Origin of the sequence: Variovorax sp. 38R (assembly GCF_014843395.1) — a bacterium.
Lineage (GTDB): Bacteria > Pseudomonadota > Gammaproteobacteria > Burkholderiales > Burkholderiaceae_C > Variovorax > Variovorax paradoxus_H.
In genome coordinates, this window is the sequence record NZ_CP062121.1 from 2971831 (window position 1) to 2988985 (window position 17155).

General features: G+C 67.8%; 19 protein-coding genes. 7 read left to right on the plus strand and 12 right to left on the minus strand.

Features of this window, described 5'->3' with window-relative positions:
* Positions 1 to 9: 9 nt before the first annotated feature.
* The 4 genes from IG196_RS13540 to IG196_RS13555 are packed head-to-tail and all read right to left on the minus strand — an operon-like array spanning position 10 to position 3127.
* Positions 10 to 867 carry an Ivy family c-type lysozyme inhibitor gene (locus IG196_RS13540; RefSeq protein ID WP_192196560.1) on the minus strand — a complete coding sequence of 286 codons (858 nt, stop codon included), beginning with the start codon at positions 865 to 867 and terminating at the stop codon, positions 10 to 12.
* 21 nt (positions 868 to 888) lie between these two features.
* Positions 889 to 1536 carry an endonuclease III gene (nth, locus tag IG196_RS13545; RefSeq protein WP_192196561.1) on the minus strand — a complete coding sequence of 216 codons (648 nt, stop codon included), beginning with the start codon at positions 1534 to 1536 and terminating at the stop codon, positions 889 to 891.
* Positions 1533 to 2870 (minus strand): type II toxin-antitoxin system HipA family toxin, encoded by a 1338-nt coding sequence (locus IG196_RS13550; RefSeq protein WP_192196562.1) that lies wholly within the window; start codon positions 2868 to 2870, stop codon positions 1533 to 1535. Before IG196_RS13550 ends, nth begins: the two co-directional genes overlap by 4 nt.
* Positions 2864 to 3127, minus strand: a complete 264-nt coding sequence (locus IG196_RS13555; RefSeq protein WP_192196563.1) for a helix-turn-helix domain-containing protein — start codon at positions 3125 to 3127, stop codon at positions 2864 to 2866. Before IG196_RS13555 ends, IG196_RS13550 begins: the two co-directional genes overlap by 7 nt.
* A gap of 131 nt (positions 3128 to 3258) precedes the next feature.
* Here IG196_RS13555 and IG196_RS13560 point away from each other — a divergent pair, with 131 nt between their 5' ends.
* On the plus strand, positions 3259 to 4446 hold the full coding sequence (locus IG196_RS13560) for a PLP-dependent aminotransferase family protein (protein WP_192196564.1): 1188 nt from the start codon (positions 3259 to 3261) through the stop codon (positions 4444 to 4446).
* Between the two features lie 4 nt (positions 4447 to 4450).
* Here the strand turns inward: IG196_RS13560 and IG196_RS13565 are convergent, their stop codons facing one another.
* Positions 4451 to 4678, minus strand: a complete 228-nt coding sequence (locus IG196_RS13565) for a hypothetical protein (RefSeq protein WP_056581383.1) — start codon at positions 4676 to 4678, stop codon at positions 4451 to 4453.
* A gap of 111 nt (positions 4679 to 4789) precedes the next feature.
* On the opposite strand from IG196_RS13565, the gene IG196_RS13570 reads away from it, so the two are divergent.
* On the plus strand, positions 4790 to 5116 hold the full coding sequence (locus IG196_RS13570; protein ID WP_153284456.1) for a DUF6172 family protein: 327 nt from the start codon (positions 4790 to 4792) through the stop codon (positions 5114 to 5116).
* 6 nt (positions 5117 to 5122) lie between these two features.
* Here IG196_RS13570 and IG196_RS13575 read toward each other — a convergent pair whose 3' ends face one another.
* From IG196_RS13575 to mfd, 3 genes are read right to left on the minus strand one after another with little or no spacing between them, the layout of a single operon-like run.
* Positions 5123 to 6202: an Ldh family oxidoreductase gene (locus IG196_RS13575; RefSeq protein WP_192196565.1), complete on the minus strand. Its 1080-nt coding sequence runs from the start codon at positions 6200 to 6202 to the stop codon at positions 5123 to 5125.
* Positions 6199 to 6909, minus strand: a complete 711-nt coding sequence (gene serB / locus IG196_RS13580) for a phosphoserine phosphatase SerB (RefSeq protein ID WP_192196566.1) — start codon at positions 6907 to 6909, stop codon at positions 6199 to 6201. Before serB ends, IG196_RS13575 begins: the two co-directional genes overlap by 4 nt.
* Positions 6906 to 10388, minus strand: a complete 3483-nt coding sequence (gene mfd / locus IG196_RS13585; protein ID WP_192196567.1) for a transcription-repair coupling factor — start codon at positions 10386 to 10388, stop codon at positions 6906 to 6908. Before mfd ends, serB begins: the two co-directional genes overlap by 4 nt.
* Before the next feature lie 118 nt (positions 10389 to 10506).
* Here mfd and ispD point away from each other — a divergent pair, with 118 nt between their 5' ends.
* Positions 10507 to 11220 carry a 2-C-methyl-D-erythritol 4-phosphate cytidylyltransferase gene (gene ispD / locus IG196_RS13590; RefSeq protein WP_192196568.1) on the plus strand — a complete coding sequence of 238 codons (714 nt, stop codon included), beginning with the start codon at positions 10507 to 10509 and terminating at the stop codon, positions 11218 to 11220.
* A complete protein-coding gene (ispF, locus tag IG196_RS13595) occupies positions 11217 to 11708 on the plus strand; it encodes a 2-C-methyl-D-erythritol 2,4-cyclodiphosphate synthase (RefSeq protein WP_192196569.1) in 492 nt (163 codons plus the stop codon). Before ispD ends, ispF begins: the two co-directional genes overlap by 4 nt.
* A 15-nt stretch (positions 11709 to 11723) precedes the next feature.
* Here ispF and IG196_RS13600 read toward each other — a convergent pair whose 3' ends face one another.
* A complete protein-coding gene (locus tag IG196_RS13600; RefSeq protein ID WP_101493001.1) occupies positions 11724 to 13145 on the minus strand; it encodes a sensor histidine kinase in 1422 nt (473 codons plus the stop codon).
* 77 nt (positions 13146 to 13222) lie between these two features.
* On the minus strand, positions 13223 to 13954 hold the full coding sequence (gene ompR, locus IG196_RS13605) for a two-component system response regulator OmpR (RefSeq protein WP_007837017.1): 732 nt from the start codon (positions 13952 to 13954) through the stop codon (positions 13223 to 13225).
* 149 nt (positions 13955 to 14103) lie between these two features.
* On the opposite strand from ompR, the gene IG196_RS13610 reads away from it, so the two are divergent.
* A complete protein-coding gene (locus IG196_RS13610; protein ID WP_225617023.1) occupies positions 14104 to 14487 on the plus strand; it encodes a hypothetical protein in 384 nt (127 codons plus the stop codon).
* On the opposite strand, the gene IG196_RS32025 is transcribed toward IG196_RS13610, so the two are convergent.
* Positions 14481 to 14618 (minus strand): hypothetical protein, encoded by a 138-nt coding sequence (locus IG196_RS32025; protein ID WP_225617024.1) that lies wholly within the window; start codon positions 14616 to 14618, stop codon positions 14481 to 14483. The genes IG196_RS13610 and IG196_RS32025 overlap by 7 nt on opposite strands.
* Here IG196_RS32025 and IG196_RS13615 point away from each other — a divergent pair.
* Positions 14617 to 15249, plus strand: coding sequence for an SIMPL domain-containing protein (locus IG196_RS13615; RefSeq protein ID WP_225617025.1), 633 nt, complete (start codon positions 14617 to 14619; stop codon positions 15247 to 15249). The genes IG196_RS32025 and IG196_RS13615 overlap by 2 nt on opposite strands.
* A 58-nt stretch (positions 15250 to 15307) precedes the next feature.
* Here the strand turns inward: IG196_RS13615 and IG196_RS13620 are convergent, their stop codons facing one another.
* Positions 15308 to 16078, minus strand: a complete 771-nt coding sequence (locus tag IG196_RS13620) for a 3-hydroxybutyrate dehydrogenase (RefSeq protein WP_192196571.1) — start codon at positions 16076 to 16078, stop codon at positions 15308 to 15310.
* Between the two features lie 68 nt (positions 16079 to 16146).
* Here IG196_RS13620 and IG196_RS13625 point away from each other — a divergent pair, with 68 nt between their 5' ends.
* Positions 16147 to 17100: an alpha/beta fold hydrolase gene (locus IG196_RS13625; RefSeq protein WP_225617026.1), complete on the plus strand. Its 954-nt coding sequence runs from the start codon at positions 16147 to 16149 to the stop codon at positions 17098 to 17100.
* Positions 17101 to 17155 lie beyond the last annotated feature (55 nt).

Genomic DNA, 17155 nt, shown 5'->3' on the forward strand with positions numbered 1-17155 from the left:
GAGGCACCATCAGTTCTTGGCGCGCCACTGCTCGCGCCAGAGCCGGTCGAGCTGCCCCGCGAACTGCGGCGAAGGTCCGCCCACAAGCTGGTTCTGCCCGTTGCGTTGCACCAGGCCATAGAGCCGGCCGGAGCCCTGGTCGTAGAGCGCGATGGCGTTGTGGTCGTGGCAGTCGTGTGGCTTGCAGAAGGCATGCAGCAGGTAGCGCGTGCCGTTGACCGTCACCCATTGCGGCTCAGGCGCCGGACCTTCGCGGCGCACCAGCCAACGCTCGGTTTCGCGCGTGCCCAGCGCGGCGCGCCAGGCCTTGTCCATCGCCGGGCCCCGGGCGAGGGCCGCCGGGCTGCCTGTGGCCGGGGCCGGCGGCTTGGGCGTGGCGGTCGCGGGCTCGGCAGGCGGCGTTGCGGCGCGCGCCGGACCGTCGCAGCGCCAGTAGCGTGGCTTCATCAGCTCCGGCCCCAACTGGCCCATCACCGGCTTGTCGGCCTTCAGCGTGATCGACTGGCCGCGCGCATCGCGAAAGACCAGGAAATTCATCATCGCGTGGTCGCCCTTGTCCACGCGGCTCATCAGCGCGACGTCGAAGTTCGGCGGCGGCGCCTGGTTGCCGAAGAAGCTGTGCGCCGTGTCCGGTTCGCGGCCGACGACGCGGCGCTTGCCGCGCTCGGCGATCAGCATGTCTTCACGCACCTGCAGCGTCGGCGCGGCGGCGTTGGCGCAGTCGGAGGACCAGCGCCCGCCGTAGAGCGCCATCGTCTCCGGCGGCAGCACGCCGTCGCGCGACCAGGCGGAGCCCGCACTGCAAAGCGCGGCGAGCAGGAGGAGGGCGGCGGGCGTCGTCTTCTTGAAAATCGTGGTTGTCGTCATGTGCGATGTGTGTGGTGCCGCTCAGGCGGTCTTGGGGGCCGGCGTCTTGGGCTTGAACGCGCAGAAGGTGGAGACCGCGCATTCCCAGCAGCGCGGCTTGCGCGCCACGCAGACATAGCGCCCGTGCAGGATCAGCCAGTGGTGTGCGTGCAGGCGGTACTCGGGTGGGATGCGCTTTTCGAGCTTGAGTTCCACGTCCAGCGGCGTCTTGCCGGGCGCGAGCCCGGTGCGGTTGCCGATGCGGAAGATGTGCGTGTCGACCGCGATGGTCTCCTCGCCGAAGGCCACGTTGAGCACCACATTCGCCGTCTTGCGCCCGACGCCCGGCAGCGCCTCGAGCTCGGCGCGCGTGCGCGGCACCTCGCCGCCGTGCAGCTCGACCAACATCCGGCAGGCCTCGATCAGGTGCTTGGCCTTGCTGCGGTACAGCCCGATCGTCTTGATGTACGACTCCAGCCCTTCGACCCCCAGGTCGAGGATCGCCTGCGGCGTGTTCGCCACCGGATAGAGCCGGCGCGTCGCCTTGTTCACCCCCACGTCGGTGGCCTGCGCCGACAGCAGCACCGCGGCCAGCAGCTCGAAGGGCGTGGTGTATTCGAGCTCCGTGCGCGGCTCGGGGTTGGCGGCCTGCAGGGTCGCGAAGAAGAGGGGGATGTCGGATTTTTTCATGGGGCTTGGGAGGCGACGGCAAGGCGCTTGGCATTGGCTTTCATGCCGTCGAAGATGGCGCTCGCCACCTGTTCGGGGAATTGAGGGGGCAGTTGCGCTTCGACGCGTGCAATGACGCCTGGCACCGCATCGATGAGGTCCGCGCGCAGGGCCTGTGCATCGCCCAGGCCCGCGAGTTTGGCGATGACGTCCCAGTGGCGCGGCTGGATGTCGGCCAGCTTCCAATGCGCGTTGCGCCCGCGGATCGCCATGGCGAGCTTGGCCTTGTGCCAGCTGATGTGATTCGGGCCCGCGCCGATGACCGGCCACGCGGACAGCACGTCGTACAGCGGCGCGAGGCGGTAGCCGCCGCCGCGCTCCAGGAAGATCGAGAAGTTCTTCGCGTGGCCGTCGGTGGCGGCGAGCAGCCAGAACAGCATCTGCGCTTTCACGAAGTGGAGCTTGTCGGCGGCCGCCTGCGCGCTGCCATCGAGCACGCGCAGGATCTCGCGCATGCCGGGGCCGCCGTCCGCTTCGTATTTCTGCGTGCCCGGCACGCCGAGGGCCTGGCAGAAGTCTTCCTGTGGTAGCCGTGCGATCCATTCCTGCGGCGTGCTGGCGTGCTGCATGGCGCGATCGAAGCGGCGCACCACGAGGACCTTGCGCGCACCGAACACTTCGATGCCGCAATGCGCCACGGGCAGGCCGAAGGCCTCGACGATGCGCGAGCAGAGCCATTCGTTCTCGACCGACGAATGCATGTCGGCGCGCATGTTCCCGACCAGCCCCAGCGGCAGCTTGAGGATGTGGGTGGTCGGCGTGGCGCCCAGGGGCCGGTACCAGCGGTCGTCTTGTTGCAGCAGCGCGGTTTTTTCCTGCGCGCCGGCGATGGAAATACGGAACTCCTCGTCGTCCCGCTGGCCCAGCACATGGCCCGATGACAGCGAGGCGTCGATGGCGCGCTCGACGCCGGCCTCGTCGAGCGGTTCGGCTTCGATGCGATCGAAACCGACGGGCGATTCGTCGGATGGCATCAACTGCACCGCGCCCACGCAGTCGCGGCCGATGGCGCCGAGCAGGTCGAAGGCGCCGATGCTGCGCGTGGCGAACTTCAGCCGCAGCCGTTCGCGAATGGCATCGTTGTCGGGGAGCAGGTTGTCGAAGTAGTTGCGCACCACCTCGCCGCGATGCACCGCATTGCCCGGCATGAACGGCAACGACAGCGAGATGCGGCGCGCGGCGGGCGAGGCCACCCACGATTCGGCGTACTGGAACCGATGTTCGCCATCGCGCACCTCCCAGTCGCCCACCTTCTGGCCGTTGGTCCAGACGGCCAGCGTGTGCGTGGCTACCACTGCGCCTCTCCAGTGGCCGGGGTGGCGGGCTGCGATGTCGGCACTTCCTCGAGCACGAAGCGGTAGCCCATGGCAGCGGCCAACCTTGCCATCTGGTCGAAACTCGTGACGCCCGGCTCGGCCTCGATGCGGGCGATCCGTTTCTGGCTGACGCCCAGGCGCGTGCCGAGTTCTGTCTGCGTCAGCTGGCTCGATTGCCGCAAGGCTTTGAGCAGGGTGCGCAACTGCTGCGGCGTTTCGATCGGGTAGGTGGTCATGATTACTACCTTTGAGGGGTAATTTCAGAATACTCCATTTGAGTAGTAAATTCAAGAAACTACCTTGGGGTCGTAACGTACCGCGCGCCTTCCCGACAGACAATAGCGCCCAGAAAGTGAGACTGACCATCATGCAATTCGCCTCCCGCCTCGACAACGTCGAAACCTCCGCCATCCGCGAACTCTTCAAGCTGCTGGGCAAGCCCGGCATCATCAGTTTTGCGGGCGGCTTTCCCGACAGCGCCATGTTCGACGTCGAGGGCCTGAAGGAGGCGAGCCAGAAAGCGCTCACCGAAGAAGCCGGCGCGGCCCTGCAATACGGCGCCACCGAAGGCTACGAGCCGCTGCGCCACCAGCTCTCCGATTTCATGAAGACCAAGGGCGTCGATGTCGACCCCAGCGGCCTGATCGTCACCACCGGCAGCCAGCAGGCGCTCGATCTGCTGGGCAAGACCATGATCTCGCCGGGCGACAAGGTGATCGTCGAAGGCCCGACCTTCCTGGCGACCATCCAGTGCTTCCGCCTGTACGGCGCGCAGCTCATCAGCGCGCCCATCGACGCCAACGGCGTGAAGACCGACGAGCTCGAAAAGCTCATCGCCGAACACAAGCCCAAGTTCGTCTACCTGATCCCGACCTTCGGCAACCCCAGCGGCGCGATGCTGACGCTGGAGCGCCGCAAGAAGGTGCTCGAACTCGCGGTGAAGTACCAGACGCTGATCGTCGAGGACGACCCGTATGGCGACCTGTACTTCGGCGAAGCGCCGCCGCCGTCGATCATGTCGCTCAGCAAGGACGTGCCCGGCAGCCGCGAGCTGCTGGCGCACTGCGGCAGCCTGAGCAAGGTGCTGAGCCCAGGCCTGCGCATTGGCTGGATGATCGCGCCGCCCGAGCTGCTGGCCAAGGCGACGATGTGCAAGCAGTTCAGCGACGCCCACACCAGCACCTTCGCGCAGGCCACGGCCGCGCAGTACCTCAAGAGCGGCCGCATGCCCGGCACGCTGGCGCATGTGCGCGAGGTCTACGGCCAGCGTGCGCAAGCGATGGGTGCGGCGCTGACGCGCGAGCTGGGCGATGCGGTGAGCTTCACGCAGCCCAACGGCGGTTTGTTCTTCTGGGCGCGCCTCACGGGTGCCAACGGCAAGCTGGCCGATGCCAACGAGCTGGCCAAGCGTGCGATCGAAAAGCTGGTGGCGTTCGTGCCCGGCGCGCCGTTCTTCGCCGAGAAGCCCGATGTGGCGACCTTGCGCCTGAGCTTTGCGACGGCCGACATCGCGAAGATCGAAGAAGGCGTGAAGCGCCTCGGCCAGGCCCTGTAAGTCGTCAGGGGGACCGGTGCAGGCGGGGCGCCGCCAGCAGGTCCAGGTTCTCTGAAATGGCCGCATCCACGTTCGGATAGCGGCCTTTCATTTTGGAGAGCGTCATGATGGTCTGCAGCGCCTTCAGGTCCTTGACCGAGGGCGCGACCTTGATCTGCGCAATGGCCGCCGGGGCGTTGCCGCCGTTCACCAATGCCATCACCTTGCTTGCCCAGTCGTTTGCGCGTGCCATGCTTTCACCTGTAATCCGTTGAATGCGCCGACTGTACACAGCGGCCAGACCGGTGAAGGGCCTGCCATCGCCGCCGGGCCGCCCCAAGGCGGGGCCGGGTTACCATCGACCATGAGAAAAACCTTCCAGCTTCAGGTCGAGGGCAAGCACCCCGACCGTCACCTCGAAGCCGTCAAGCACGAGATTCGCAAGTACATCAAGCGCGAGCGCCGCCGCGACCTGCCTGAAGGCGCCGACTTCTGGGACTTCGACTGCAAGTTCGGCACCGCCCAGGAATCCGCCGAAACCATCCACCTCACGGCCATCACCGGCCTCATCGACGGTGTGGTGAAAGAGGGGGGCACGCAGTTCTACGTCGAGATCCTGGCCAAGCCCGGCAAGCGCCAGCCGAGGCCTGCGGGCGCGCCCGAGCACGCCGAGAACGACGACGAGGAATAAACCCCGTCAGATGATCAGCGCCTGCGCCAGCCGCAGGCCATGCCGCTGCTCCGCCTCCTGCAGCGAGCGCGCAATCGACGGGTGCAGCCGCACCCCGTTCGCCGATTGCGCTTCCCGACGCTTCAACCCGCCTTCACCCGGCAGCCGCACAGGCTTGACCGGGTCGGCGGGCGTGTTGTCGCGGCATTTCGCGGCCACGTGGTCCATCTGGCGCAGGAAGGCGGCCTTGCCGCCGAAGGCGTTCAGGTCGTGCAGCGTGAGGTGCACCGTCGCGCCCCAGCCTTCGGGCGGGTCGGCGCGGCCGTGGCCTGCGAGGCCGGCCGTGAGCGTCTCGACCAGCAGCGCCATGCCGTAGCCCTTGTGGCCGTGGCTCAGGCCGCCCACGGGCAGCAGCGTGCCGGGCGGCTGGTCGAACAGCACCTGCGGGTTGTTCGACGGCTGGCCTGATGCGTCGATGAGCCATTCCTCGGCGAAGGTCTCGCCGGCCGCGCGTTTGCGGTTGCTCATGCCGTTGGTGGTGATCGAGGCCGAGATGTCGACCATCACGCCGCCCTGCGACAGCGGAAAGCCCATCGCCAGCGGGTTCGGCGTGAACACGGCCTGCGTGCCGCCGTAGGGCGCGACGCTGGCGGTGTTGGGGTCGGAGCAGGCCAGCAGCATCAGCATGTCTTCCTGCAGTGCGCGCAGCATGTAGACCGCGAGGCAGGCGATGTGGTGGCTGCGGCGGATCACGAGCGAGGCCGTACCCAGTTCGCGGGCGCGCGGCACCAGCAGGTCCATGCCCTGGTCCATGAGCCAGGGGCCGGGCAGGCGCTTGCCGTCCCACAGCACGGCGGCGGGGCGGTCGGACAGCACCTCGGGCGCGCCGTCGCGCGTCATGCCGCCCGATTCGATTTCTTTCACGTAGCCGGCCAGCAGCGCGAGGCCGTGCGTGTCGTGGCCCAGCAGGTCGCCTTCGACCAGCGTGCGTGCCACGCTGTCGGCCATCGAGGCCGCGAGGCCCGCTTTCTGCAGCAGGGCACTGGCGTAGTCGCGCAGCGCGTCGGCGCGGTAGAGCGGGGCGGCAGCTGCTGCAGAAGATGTCATTTCAGGATCTCCAGCACGCGGTCGAGACCGCCTTCGTTGATCGCCACCATGGCCTGCTCGCGCACCTTCGGCTTGGCGTGATAGGCCACCGAAAGCCCGGCCTCGCCCATCATCGGCAGGTCGTTGGCACCGTCGCCCACGGCGATGGTTTCCTGCGGCGAGATGCCCATGAGCGACGCCACTTCGAGCAGCGTGCGGCGTTTTTCGGCGCCGTCGCAGATATCGCCCCAACTTTGTGTCACGACCTGGCCGGTGAGCTGGCCGTCGGCTTCGTCGAGCAGGTTGGAGCGCGCGAAGTCGATGCCCAGCCGGTCCTTCACGCGGTTCGCGAAGAAGGTGAAGCCGCCCGACACCAGCAGCACCTTGAGGCCGGCCGCCTTGCAGGCCGAGACCAGTTCGGTGGCGCCCGGGTTGAGCTGCAGGCGCTCGTCGTACACCTGCTGCAGCGCGGCCACGGGCACGCCCTGCAGCAGCGCCACGCGGCGGCGCAGGCTTTCCTTGAAGTCCTTGATCTCGCCGCGCATCGTGGCTTCGGTGATTGCGGCCACCTCGGCCTTCTTGCCGACGGCATCGGCGATCTCGTCGATGCATTCGATGTTGATGAGCGTCGAGTCCATGTCGAACGCGATCAGCTTGAAGTCGGCGAGCTTCAGCGGCGGCTTCACGCGCTGGAGGACGAGGCCGGGGGAAAATTCTGTAGCGCTCATGCGGGGGCGATTTCCTTGACGAGGGGTTGTCCGAGGCTGCGCAGCACGTCGCGCACCATCTGCGCGCGGTCCTTCGGCTCTTTCAGCTCGCGCTCGATGCGCAGCTTCTCGTTGCCGGCGAGCTTGATGTGCTTGTTCTTCTGGATCAGCTGGATGATGGCCATGCCGTCGACCGGCGCGTCCTTCTTGAAGGTGATGTTGATGATGCCCGGCGCGGCATCGACCTTGATCACGCCGTAGGGCCGCGCGAGCACGCGCAGGCGGTGCGTGTCGATGAGCGTCTGCGCCTGCGGCGGCAGCTTGCCGAAACGGTCGACGATTTCTTCGAGCAGCGTGTCGATCTGGTCGGGCGTCTTCGCGGTGGCGAGCTTCTTGTAGAACGACAGCCGCAGGTGCACGTCGCCGCAGTAGTCGTCGGGCAAGAGGGCGGGCGCGTGCAGATTGATCTCGGTCGTGACCGACAGCGGCGACAACAGGTCGGGCTCCTGCCCGGCCTTCAGTGAGCGCACGGCTTCGCTGAGCATCTCGTTGTAGAGCTGGAAGCCGATCTCCATCATGTTGCCGCTCTGGTTCTCGCCGAGCACTTCGCCCGTGCCGCGAATTTCGAGGTCGTGCATCGCGAGGTAGAAGCCCGAGCCCAGTTCTTCCATCTGCTGGATCGCCTCGAGCCGCTGCGCAGCGTGCTTGGTCAGGCCTTCGGTGTCCGGCACCATCAGGTACGCATAGGCTTGGTGGTGCGAGCGACCGACGCGGCCGCGCAGCTGGTGCAGCTGCGCCAGGCCGAACTTGTCGGCGCGGCTCATCACGATGGTGTTGGCGGTGGGCACGTCGATGCCGGTCTCGATGATGGTCGAGCACAGCAGCATGTTGTAGCGCTGGGCCACGAAGTCGCGCATCACGCGCTCCAGCTCGCGCTCGGGCATCTGGCCGTGGGCCACGGCGATGCGGGCCTCGGGCAAGATTTCTTCGAGCTTCTGGCGCCGGTTCTGGATGGTCTCGACCTCGTTGTGCAGAAAGTAGACCTGCCCGCCGCGCTTCAGCTCGCGCAGCACGGCCTCGCGGATCACGCCGGTGCCCTCGTTGCGCACGAAGGTCTTGATGGCCAGTCGGCGCTGCGGCGCGGTGGCGATCACGCTGAGGTCGCGCAGGCCTTCGAGCGCCATGCCCAGCGTGCGCGGGATCGGCGTGGCGGTGAGCGTGAGCACGTCGACCTCGGCGCGCATCGCCTTCATCGCCTCCTTGTGGCGCACGCCGAAACGGTGCTCCTCGTCGATGATGAGCAGGCCCAGGTTCTTGAACTTGATCGACGGCGACAGCAGCTTGTGCGTGCCGACCACGATGTCGACCTGGCCCTCGGCCAGACCCTTGGCGGCGGCCGAGATTTCCTTGGCCGAGCGGAAGCGGCTCATCTCGGCCACCTTCACCGGCCACTTGGCAAAACGGTCGACGAGTGTCTGGTAGTGCTGCTCGGCCAGCAGTGTGGTCGGCGCGAGAAACGCCACCTGCTTGCCGCCCGTGACGGCGATGAAGGCGGCGCGCAGCGCGACCTCGGTCTTGCCGAAGCCCACGTCGCCGCACACGAGGCGGTCCATCGGCTGGGGCGAGATCATGTCCTGCACCACGGCGTGGATCGCGGCCTTCTGGTCGGCGGTTTCCTGGAAGCCGAAGTCGTTGGCAAACACCTCGTAGTCGGCCGGCGAGTAGCGGAAGGCGTGGCCCTCGCGCGCGGCGCGACGGGCGTAGATGTTGAGCAGCTCGGCGGCCGAGTCGCGCACCTGCTCGGCGGCCTTGCGCTTGGCCTTTTCCCACTGGCCGGAGCCCAGCTTGTGCAGCGGCGCCTCGTCGGCGCTCACGCCGGTGTAGCGGCTGATCTGGTGCAGCTGCGACACGGGCACGTAGAGCGTGGCCTTGTCGGCGTACTCCAGGTGCAGCATTTCCTGCAGCAGCGGCTTGCCGTCGGCGTCCGTGCCCTGGCCCAGGTCCATGTGGATCAGGCCGCGGTAGCGGCCGATGCCGTGCGCGGAGTGCACCACCGGATCGCCCACGTTGAGCTCGGACAGGTCCTTGATCAGCGCCTCGACGTCGCTGACCTGTTCCTGCTTCTTGTTGCGCCGGCGCGTGGTGGGCGCGGTGGCGAACAGCTCGGTCTCGGTGACGAAGTCGATGGCTTGTTCGCGCCATGCGAAGCCCGAGGCCAGCGCGGCGGTCGCGATGCCGATCTTCTCGTCGCCCGAGGCCTCGAATTCAGCCAGCGAGTCGAAGGCCGGCGGGTTCACGCCGCTGGCGCGCAGGAAGTCGAGCAGGCTCTCGCGGCGGCCGTCGCTCTCGGCGATCAGCAGCACGCGGTGCGGCGTGGCGGCGATGTGGGCCTTCAGGCCGACCAGCGGGTCTTCGGCGCCACGCACGACGGCGAAGGGAGGCAGCTTGTCGAACTCGGCGTAGGGCGCGTCGGTGGCGATGTCGCCGCGGATGGCGAGCTGCGCGTGCGGCTTGGCGCGCTGATAGAACTGCTCGGCGTTGAGGAACAGCGCCTCGGGCGGCAGCGCGGGGCGTTCGGGGTCGCCCTGCACCAGGCGGTAGCGCTCGTTCGTGTCCTGCCAGAAGTGCTGGAACGCGGGCTCCAGGTCGCCGTGCAGCACCACCGTGGCGTCGGCGCCGAGGTAGTCGAACACCGTGGCCGTCTCGTCGAAGAACAGCGGCAGGTAGTACTCGATGCCGGCGGTCGCCACGCCGTTGCCCATGTCCTTGTAGATGCGGCTCTTGGTCGGGTCGCCTTCAAGCAGTTCGCGCCAGCGGCTGCGAAAGCGCGCGCGGGCGTCGTCGTCCATCGGGAACTCGCGGCCCGGCAGCAGGCGCACCTCGGGCACGGGGTAGAGGCTGCGCTGGGTGTCCGGGTCGAAGGTGCGGATGGAGTCGATCTCGTCATCGAACAGGTCGACGCGAAACGGCACCGGCGAGCCCATCGGGAACAGGTCGATCAGGCCGCCGCGCACCGCGTATTCGCCCGGGCTCACGACCTGCGTCACGTGGCTGTAGCCGGCCAGCGTGAGCTGGGCCTTGAGCTTGGACTCCTGCAGCTTCTGCTTGGCCTTGAACTGGAAGGTGTAGCCGGCCAGGAAGGCGGGCGGCGCCAGCCGGTACAGCGCGGTGGTGGCGGGCACCAGCACCACGTCGGCCTCTTTCTGGCTGATGCGCCACAGCGTGGCCAGGCGCTCGCTGATCAGGTCCTGGTGCGGCGAGAAGCTGTCGTAGGGCAGCGTTTCCCAGTCAGGAAAGAGGGCACAGCGCAGCTCGGGGGCGAAGAAGGCGATTTCGTCGATGAGCCGCTGGGCGTCGTTCGCGTCGGCGGTGAACATCGCAGTGGCGCGGCCCGCGGCCTTCTCGCGCATGCCGAGCTGGGCCAGCAGCAGCGCATCGGCGGACAACGGGGGACGCGGCAGCGTGAAACGCTTGCCGGCCGGGAGAAGGGGGAGGTCCATGGAGCGGCTCGAAAAATGCACGACACCCCGCGCCGGACGGCGAGGGGTGTGCGAAGGTCAATTCTAGAATGGCGGCCCCTTATTCGCTTGTCGGCCATTGGCCCGTGCCGCACCCCTCATGTCATCTTCCCGTTTCTACGTGCTGATCCCCTGTGCCGGCTCCGGCCACCGTGCCGGCGGCACGCAGCCCAAGCAGTACCGGCGCCTGGCAGGCCAGTCGATGGTGGCCCACACGGTGGACGCGTTTCGCGCGCTGGCCGGGCGCTTCGCGGGGGTGGCGGTGGTGGTGTCGCCCGACGACCGCGAGGTGCAGACGGCGTTGCCGCGCTTTCCCTCGACCGGCGAGCACCTGCTGCGCGTAGGCGGCCTGACGCGCGCCGCCTCGGTGCGCAACGGCCTGGCGGCGCTGCGCCAGAAGGGCGCGGGCGCGCACGACTGGGTGCTGGTGCACGACGCGGCGCGTTGCCTGGTCACATCCAGCCAGATCGAGGCGCTGATTGCCGCCTGCGAGCACGACGCCGTCGGCGGCCTGCTGGCACAGCGGCTGGCCGACACGCTGAAGGTGTCGTCGACCGACAGCCGCGCGACCCAGACCCTGCCGCGCGCCGACAAGTGGCTCGCGCAGACGCCACAGATGTTCCGCATCGGCATGCTGCTCGACGCGCTGGAGCGCGTGGGCGATGTGGTGACCGACGAGGCCAGCGCCATCGAGACCATCGGCCTGGCGCCGCTGCTGGTGCCCGGCAGCGCACAGAACTTCAAGGTCACGTTCCCCGAAGATTTCGCACTGGCCGAGGCGATTCTGCTCGGCCGCAAGAAGGCCATGGCATGACGACGACCCCGTTCAACATCCGCATCGGCGAAGGCTGGGACGTTCACCAGCTGGTGGCGGGGCGCAAGCTCATCCTGGGTGGCATCGAGGTGCCGCACATCACCGGCCTGCTCGGGCATTCGGACGCCGACGTGCTGCTGCACGCCATCACCGACGCGCTGCTCGGCGGTGCCGGGCTGGGCGACATCGGCCGGCATTTTCCTGATACCGACGCCCAGTTCCGCGGCGCCGATTCGGCCGTGCTGCTGGCCGAGGCGGCGCGCCGCGTGCGCGCGGCGGGCTGGGAGATCGGCAACGTCGACAGCACCGTGATCGCGCAGGCGCCCAAGCTGGCACCGCACATCCCGGCCATGTGCCAGCGCATCGCCGACACGCTGGGCATCGCGCTCGATCAGGTCAATGTGAAGGCCAAGACGGCCGAGAAGCTCGGCCCGGTGGGCGAGGAGCGGGCAATGGAAGCCCGCGCCGCGGTGCTGCTGCACCGCTGAGCGCCAGCAGGTTCTTCAGGCGACCTGCTTCTTGCCCGGCAGGTCGCTGGGCTTGTTGATGCTCGCCGGCATCGCGCGCGGCATCCGGATGTGGGCCGCAAGGCCCCGGCCCGGCGTGCTGGTGAGCGCGAAGGTGCCACCCATGCGCTCGATGTTCTTCGCCACGATCGACAGCCCCAGGCCGGCACCGGCCGCCGAGGTGCGTGCCGCGTCGCCGCGGAAGAAGGGCTTGGTCAGCTGCACGAGCAGGGCAGGCTCGACGCCCGCGCCATGGTCGCGCACCTTGATCAGCACCGCGTCGTTGTTGGCCTGCGCCTGGATCGTGACGTCGGCCACGCCGGTCGACGGCGTCTTGCCGTAGCGCCGCGCGTTCTCGACCAGGTTGGAGATCACGCGCGTGAGCTCCACCTCGTCGCCCATCACCTTCAGGTCGGCGGGCACGTCGACGTGGATGTTCATCTCTTCGTAGTCCTGCACGGCGTAGGTGCAGGCGTCGATCACGTCGCGCAGCAGCACGGGGCGCTGGTCGACGTGGTCGGGCCGGGCGTAGTCGAGGAACTTGTCGATGATCGCGTCGAGCTGCGCGATGTCGGCGGCCATGTGGTCGCGCGCGTCTTCGTCGGCCACGCTCATCTCGGTTTCGAGCCGCAGCCGCGCGAGCGGTGTGCGCAGGTCGTGCGAGATGCCGGCCAGCATGATGGCGCGGTCCTGCTCGATCTTGGCGAGCTGGTCGGCCATGCGGTTGAAGCCGATGTTCACCGCGCGGATTTCGTTGGTGCGCGCGCGCTCGTCGAGCCGGTGCGCCTCGTACTCGCCCTCGCGCACCTGCAAGGTGGCGCGCGACAGCTGCTTGAGCGGCAGGTTGATGAGCCGCGTGATCAGCGCCGCGCCGGCGAGCGAGAGCGCCATCGCCGTGCTGAGCCAGACCAGCCACGTGCGCCCGCCCACGCGGCTGAAGCGCGTGGGATCGAGCAGCAGCCAGTAGGTGTCGCTCTCGATGGTGAAGCCGATCCACAGGCCGGCCTCGTCGTTCACGCGGCTGGCCACGGTGGTGCCTTCGCCCAATTGCGCGATCAGCTCTTCGGTGACGCGCTCGTCGAGCGCGCCGCTGGTGTAGGGCTGGAAGCGGTCGTTGGGTTCGCGCGGCAGGATGCGCACGCCTTCCTGGTCGGCCAGCGTCTTGATGAGCGAGACCCGCGTGATCGCGTCCGAATACACCAGCGCCGCGCGCGTGAGGTTCACGAGCGAGGCGATCTGGTGCCCGGTCTGGATCGCGCGTGGCTCGTACTCGAGCGAGCGGAAGGTCTGCAGCCAGGCGACCGTGCAGCCGATCAGCAGCAGTGCGAGCAGGAAAAAAGTGCGCCAGAAAAGGCTGAAGCCCAGCTTGAGGCCGGGGCGGCGGTCACGTTGCGCGCTCGCTTCGAGCGGGCTCGGCATCGTGACCTGCGCACCGTCCTCCTGGGCCGGGTCAGGTCGGGCGGAATGGAGGCCGATGGCCACCTCTCAGCGGGGCGTCAGGCCGTGCCGTCCGGCACGAACACGTAGCCCACGCCCCAGACGGTCTGGATGTAGCGCGGCGCCGCGGCGTCGGACTCGACCAGCTTGCGCAGGCGCGAGATCTGCACGTCCAGGCTGCGGTCGAAGGGTTCGAACTCGCGGCCGCGTGCCAGCTGGGCCAGCTTTTCGCGCGACAGCGGCTGGCGCGGGTGGCGCACCAGCGCCTTCAGCATCGCGAACTCGCCGGTGGTCAGCGAGAGTTCTTCGCCGTCCTTCTTCAGGGTGCGCGAGCCGAGGTCGAAGGCGAACGGACCGAAGGTGACGGTCTCGTTCTCGGTGGAGGGAGCGCCCGGCGCCTCGAGCGGCGGACGGCGGCGCAGCACGGCGTGCACGCGGGCCAGCAGTTCGCGTGGGTTGAAGGGCTTGCCGAGGTAGTCGTCGGCGCCGACTTCGAGACCGACGATGCGGTCCACGTCTTCACCCTTGGCGGTGAGCATGATGATCGGCGTGCGGTCGTTGGCGGCACGCAGGCGGCGGCACACCGAGAGACCGTCTTCGCCGGGCATCATCAGGTCGAGCACGATCAAATCGACCGTGTCGCGCAACAGGATGCGGTTGAGCGCCTTGCCGTCCTCGGCCACGATCACTTCGAATCCTTCCTGTGTCAGGTAGCGGCGCAGGAGGTCGCGGATGCGGGCGTCGTCGTCGACGATCACGATCTTGTCGGTGCGAGCGGGAACTTGAGTCATTTCTACAACGTTGAATTTGTAACAGCGCCGATTCTGAAGGCGTTAGGACCCCATTGCTGCCGAATTCCGTAGTGGTTGACACTAAGTTACACAACTTGCGGGCGCTCGCGCTCTGGTCATCCGGGCTTTGCCCAGCGGTGGCACAGTCCGTGCTGCCTTATGACGATTGCTCGATGAGACCTTCTTTTTTCGCCTTGCCTCTGCTTTTTTTCGCTTGCGCTTGTGGTGCGACGTCCGCCGTTTCCGAAGGGTTTTTACGGGTCAGTGAAGGGCGCCGCAGCGAAGTGCGCGATGCCGTGGCCGCGCACCGGGCGGCCCAGCGGGAAGAGCAGCGCCGCGGCGAAGCGCTGGCCGGACGCCGTCTCACGGCGGGCGAACTGTTCGAGTTGCGCCAGCAGGTCCGGGGGCAGTGGGTGCCCGCAGGAACGGGTGTCCTGCTGAATTCGGCAGAATCACAGCCTGCCGAGCGCATCGTGCCGGTACCGCAGCCCGTTGCCAGTCCGCAAACCGCGCCGCGCAGCCTGCGTCACTGAAGAAGAGGGCGCAGGCGAGGGCTTTTCCTCGCATCCACCAGGGAGAAATCTGTCTTGAAGACTGTTCGATTGATCGCGGCCTGCGCCGCGCTGACCTTTGCCGGGGCCGCCTTGGCCCAGAATGCCGTCATGCCTGCTCCACAAAACGTGCTTCAGTTGTCGGCCTCCGGCACCGTCGAAGTTCAGCAAGACCTGCTGAGCATGACCCTCGTCACCACGCGCGATGCCGCCGAGGCGGGCACCGTGCAGAGCCAGCTCAAGACCGCCCTCGACGCCGCGCTGGCTGAAGCCAAGAAGAATGCGCAGCCGGGCCAGCTCGACGTGCGCACGGGCAACTTCAGCCTCTCGCCGCGCTACACCAAGGACGGCAAGATCAACGGCTGGCAAGGCTCGACCGAACTCGTGCTCGAAGGCCGCGACTTCGCGCGCATCACCCAGACGGCCGGGCGCATCAGCACGCTCAGCGTGGGCAATGTCGGCTTCGGCCTGAGCCGCGAACAGCGCGCCAAGACCGAGACCGAGGCGCAGAACATCGCCATCGACAACTTCAAGCAGAAGGCCGGCGAGCTGGCCAAGGGCTTCGGCTTCGGCGGCTACACGCTGCGCGAGGTGTCGGTGAACGCGAACGACAGCGGCCCGATCCGTCCGCGCGTGATGGCCATGCAGGCCAAGTCGTTCTCGGCGGCCGATTCGGCCGTGCCGGTGGAGGCGGGCAAGACCAACGTGGTCGTGAACGTCTCCGGCTCGGTGCAGCTCAAGTAAGAAGCGTGCAGCGTCGGCGGGCCGATGCCGCCGGCGTTTTCCGGATCTCTCTATTTATTTACTGAGCCGTCCAGCCGCCATCCATGGCCCAGGCGACACCCCGCACCTGATCGGCTGCGGGAGAGCTCAGGAAGACGGCCAGCCCACCCAGTTGCTCGACCGTCGTGAACTGCAGCGAGGGCTGCTTTTCCCCCAGCAATTCGTTCTGCGCCTGCAAGGCCGAAATGCCTTCGCGTGCCGCGCGGTCGTCGATCTGCTTTTGCACCAGCGCCGTGAGCACCCAGCCCGGGCAGATCGCATTGCAGGTGACGCCGGTGGTGGCGGTTTCGAGCGCCACCGACTTGGTCAGCCCCACGATGCCGTGCTTGGCCGCGACATAGGCCGACTTCTGCGCCGAGGCCACGAGCCCGTGCGCCGACGCGACGTTGATGATGCGGCCCCAGTTGGCCCCGCGCATCGCGGGAATCGCCAGGCGCGTCGTGTGGAAGGCGCTCGTGAGGTTGATGGCGATGATCGCGTCCCAACGTTCGGTCGGGAAGTCTTCGACCTTGGCGACGTGCTGGATGCCGGCGTTGTTCACGAGGATGTCGACGCGGCCGAACTTCGACACGGCGAACTTCATCATGTCCTCGATCTGGTCGGGCTTGCTCATGTCGGCCCCGTGGTATTCGGCACGCACGCCGAGCGCCTCGATCTGGGCCTTGGGGGTTTCGGCGTCGCCGAAACCGTTGAGCACGATGTGTGCGCCCTGTTGGGCCAGCGCGGTGGCGATGGCGAAGCCAATGCCACTGGTGGACCCCGTGACAAGCGCGGTTTTGCCTTTGAGCATGAAGATCAATCTCCGGATGAATTAGGATGCAACGAGACCATTATCCGCACCTGAACCCCTCCGTTTCCATGACAGAACCGACCCTTCACGACGTGGCCTGCAACGACGCCCAGGGCGGTCATCGCATGGCCTATTGGCAATGGGGCGACGCGCACAGCGCGCATGTCGTGGTCTGCGTGCACGGGCTGACCCGGCAGGGGCGCGATTTCGACGTGCTCGCGCAAGCCATCGTGGCGCGCGCGGGCGGCGATGTGCGCGTGGTCTGCCCCGACGTCGTCGGGCGCGGCCGCAGCGACTGGCTGCGCGACCCCGCTTTCTATCAAGTGCCGGTGTACGCGGCCGACATGGTGACGCTGATTGCGCAGCTGCACGGCGAACATCCCATCGGCACGCTCGACTACGTCGGCACCAGCATGGGCGGGCTGATCGGCTTCGTGCTGGCCGGCCACAAGGAACTGCCGCTGCCACGGCCCATTCGCCGTTTCGTCGCGAACGATGTCGGCCCCACGGTCGAGCCCGCAGCCATCCAGCGCATCGGCGCGTATGTGGGAAAGAGCGGCCAGTTTTCGAGCGTGCAGGCCGCGGCCGATGCGATGTGGGCGCTGTCGACCACCTTCGGGCCGCACACGCCGGAACAGTGGGGGGCGCTGTCGCAGCACATGGTGGTGCCGGCGTCCGAGCGCAGCGCCGACGGTGCCGCCAAGACCGCCAGTGCCAGCCCGGTGGGCGAGGGCGCCTGGGTGCTGCACTACGACCCGGCCATCGGCGTGCCGCTGCGCGCCATCACGCCCGAAATCGCAGCGCAGGGCGGGGCCGTGATGTGGAGCCTGTACGACGCCATCGAAGCGCGCACGCTGCTCACGCGCGGTGCGGTGTCCGACCTGCTGTCGCCCGAGACGGCAGCGGCGATGACGCAGCGCGGGCCGCGTGCCACGCTCGTCGAGTTCGAGGGCGTGGGCCACGCGCCGACTTTTGTCGATCCCGCACAGGTCGCCGTCGTCACGAATTTCCTGTTCGATTGAGGGCATCGTGAAGCGAGAGTCTGCGAACCTTCAGACGGCACCCCTGTCCGACGGC

Bases quoted from the DNA above. Each gene is read 5' to 3' on its own strand.
- IG196_RS13540 (WP_192196560.1), bottom strand. From the start codon at position 867: ATGACGACAACCACGATTTTCAAGAAGACGACGCCCGCCGCCCTCCTC.
- nth (WP_192196561.1), bottom strand. From the start codon at position 1,536: ATGAAAAAATCCGACATCCCCCTCTTCTTCGCGACCCTGCAGGCCGCC.
- IG196_RS13555 (WP_192196563.1), bottom strand. From the start codon at position 3,127: ATGACCACCTACCCGATCGAAACGCCGCAGCAGTTGCGCACCCTGCTC.
- IG196_RS13560 (WP_192196564.1), top strand. From the start codon at position 3,259: ATGCAATTCGCCTCCCGCCTCGACAACGTCGAAACCTCCGCCATCCGC.
- IG196_RS13565 (WP_056581383.1), bottom strand. From the start codon at position 4,678: ATGGCACGCGCAAACGACTGGGCAAGCAAGGTGATGGCATTGGTGAAC.
- IG196_RS13570 (WP_153284456.1), top strand. From the start codon at position 4,790: ATGAGAAAAACCTTCCAGCTTCAGGTCGAGGGCAAGCACCCCGACCGT.
- IG196_RS13575 (WP_192196565.1), bottom strand. From the start codon at position 6,202: ATGACATCTTCTGCAGCAGCTGCCGCCCCGCTCTACCGCGCCGACGCG.
- serB (WP_192196566.1), bottom strand. From the start codon at position 6,909: ATGAGCGCTACAGAATTTTCCCCCGGCCTCGTCCTCCAGCGCGTGAAG.
- mfd (WP_192196567.1), bottom strand. From the start codon at position 10,388: ATGGACCTCCCCCTTCTCCCGGCCGGCAAGCGTTTCACGCTGCCGCGT.
- ispD (WP_192196568.1), top strand. From the start codon at position 10,507: ATGTCATCTTCCCGTTTCTACGTGCTGATCCCCTGTGCCGGCTCCGGC.
- ispF (WP_192196569.1), top strand. From the start codon at position 11,217: ATGACGACGACCCCGTTCAACATCCGCATCGGCGAAGGCTGGGACGTT.
- IG196_RS13600 (WP_101493001.1), bottom strand. From the start codon at position 13,145: ATGCCGAGCCCGCTCGAAGCGAGCGCGCAACGTGACCGCCGCCCCGGC.
- ompR (WP_007837017.1), bottom strand. From the start codon at position 13,954: ATGACTCAAGTTCCCGCTCGCACCGACAAGATCGTGATCGTCGACGAC.
- IG196_RS13615 (WP_225617025.1), top strand. From the start codon at position 14,617: ATGCCTGCTCCACAAAACGTGCTTCAGTTGTCGGCCTCCGGCACCGTC.
- IG196_RS32025 (WP_225617024.1), bottom strand. From the start codon at position 14,618: ATGACGGCATTCTGGGCCAAGGCGGCCCCGGCAAAGGTCAGCGCGGCG.
- IG196_RS13620 (WP_192196571.1), bottom strand. From the start codon at position 16,078: ATGCTCAAAGGCAAAACCGCGCTTGTCACGGGGTCCACCAGTGGCATT.
- IG196_RS13625 (WP_225617026.1), top strand. From the start codon at position 16,147: ATGACAGAACCGACCCTTCACGACGTGGCCTGCAACGACGCCCAGGGC.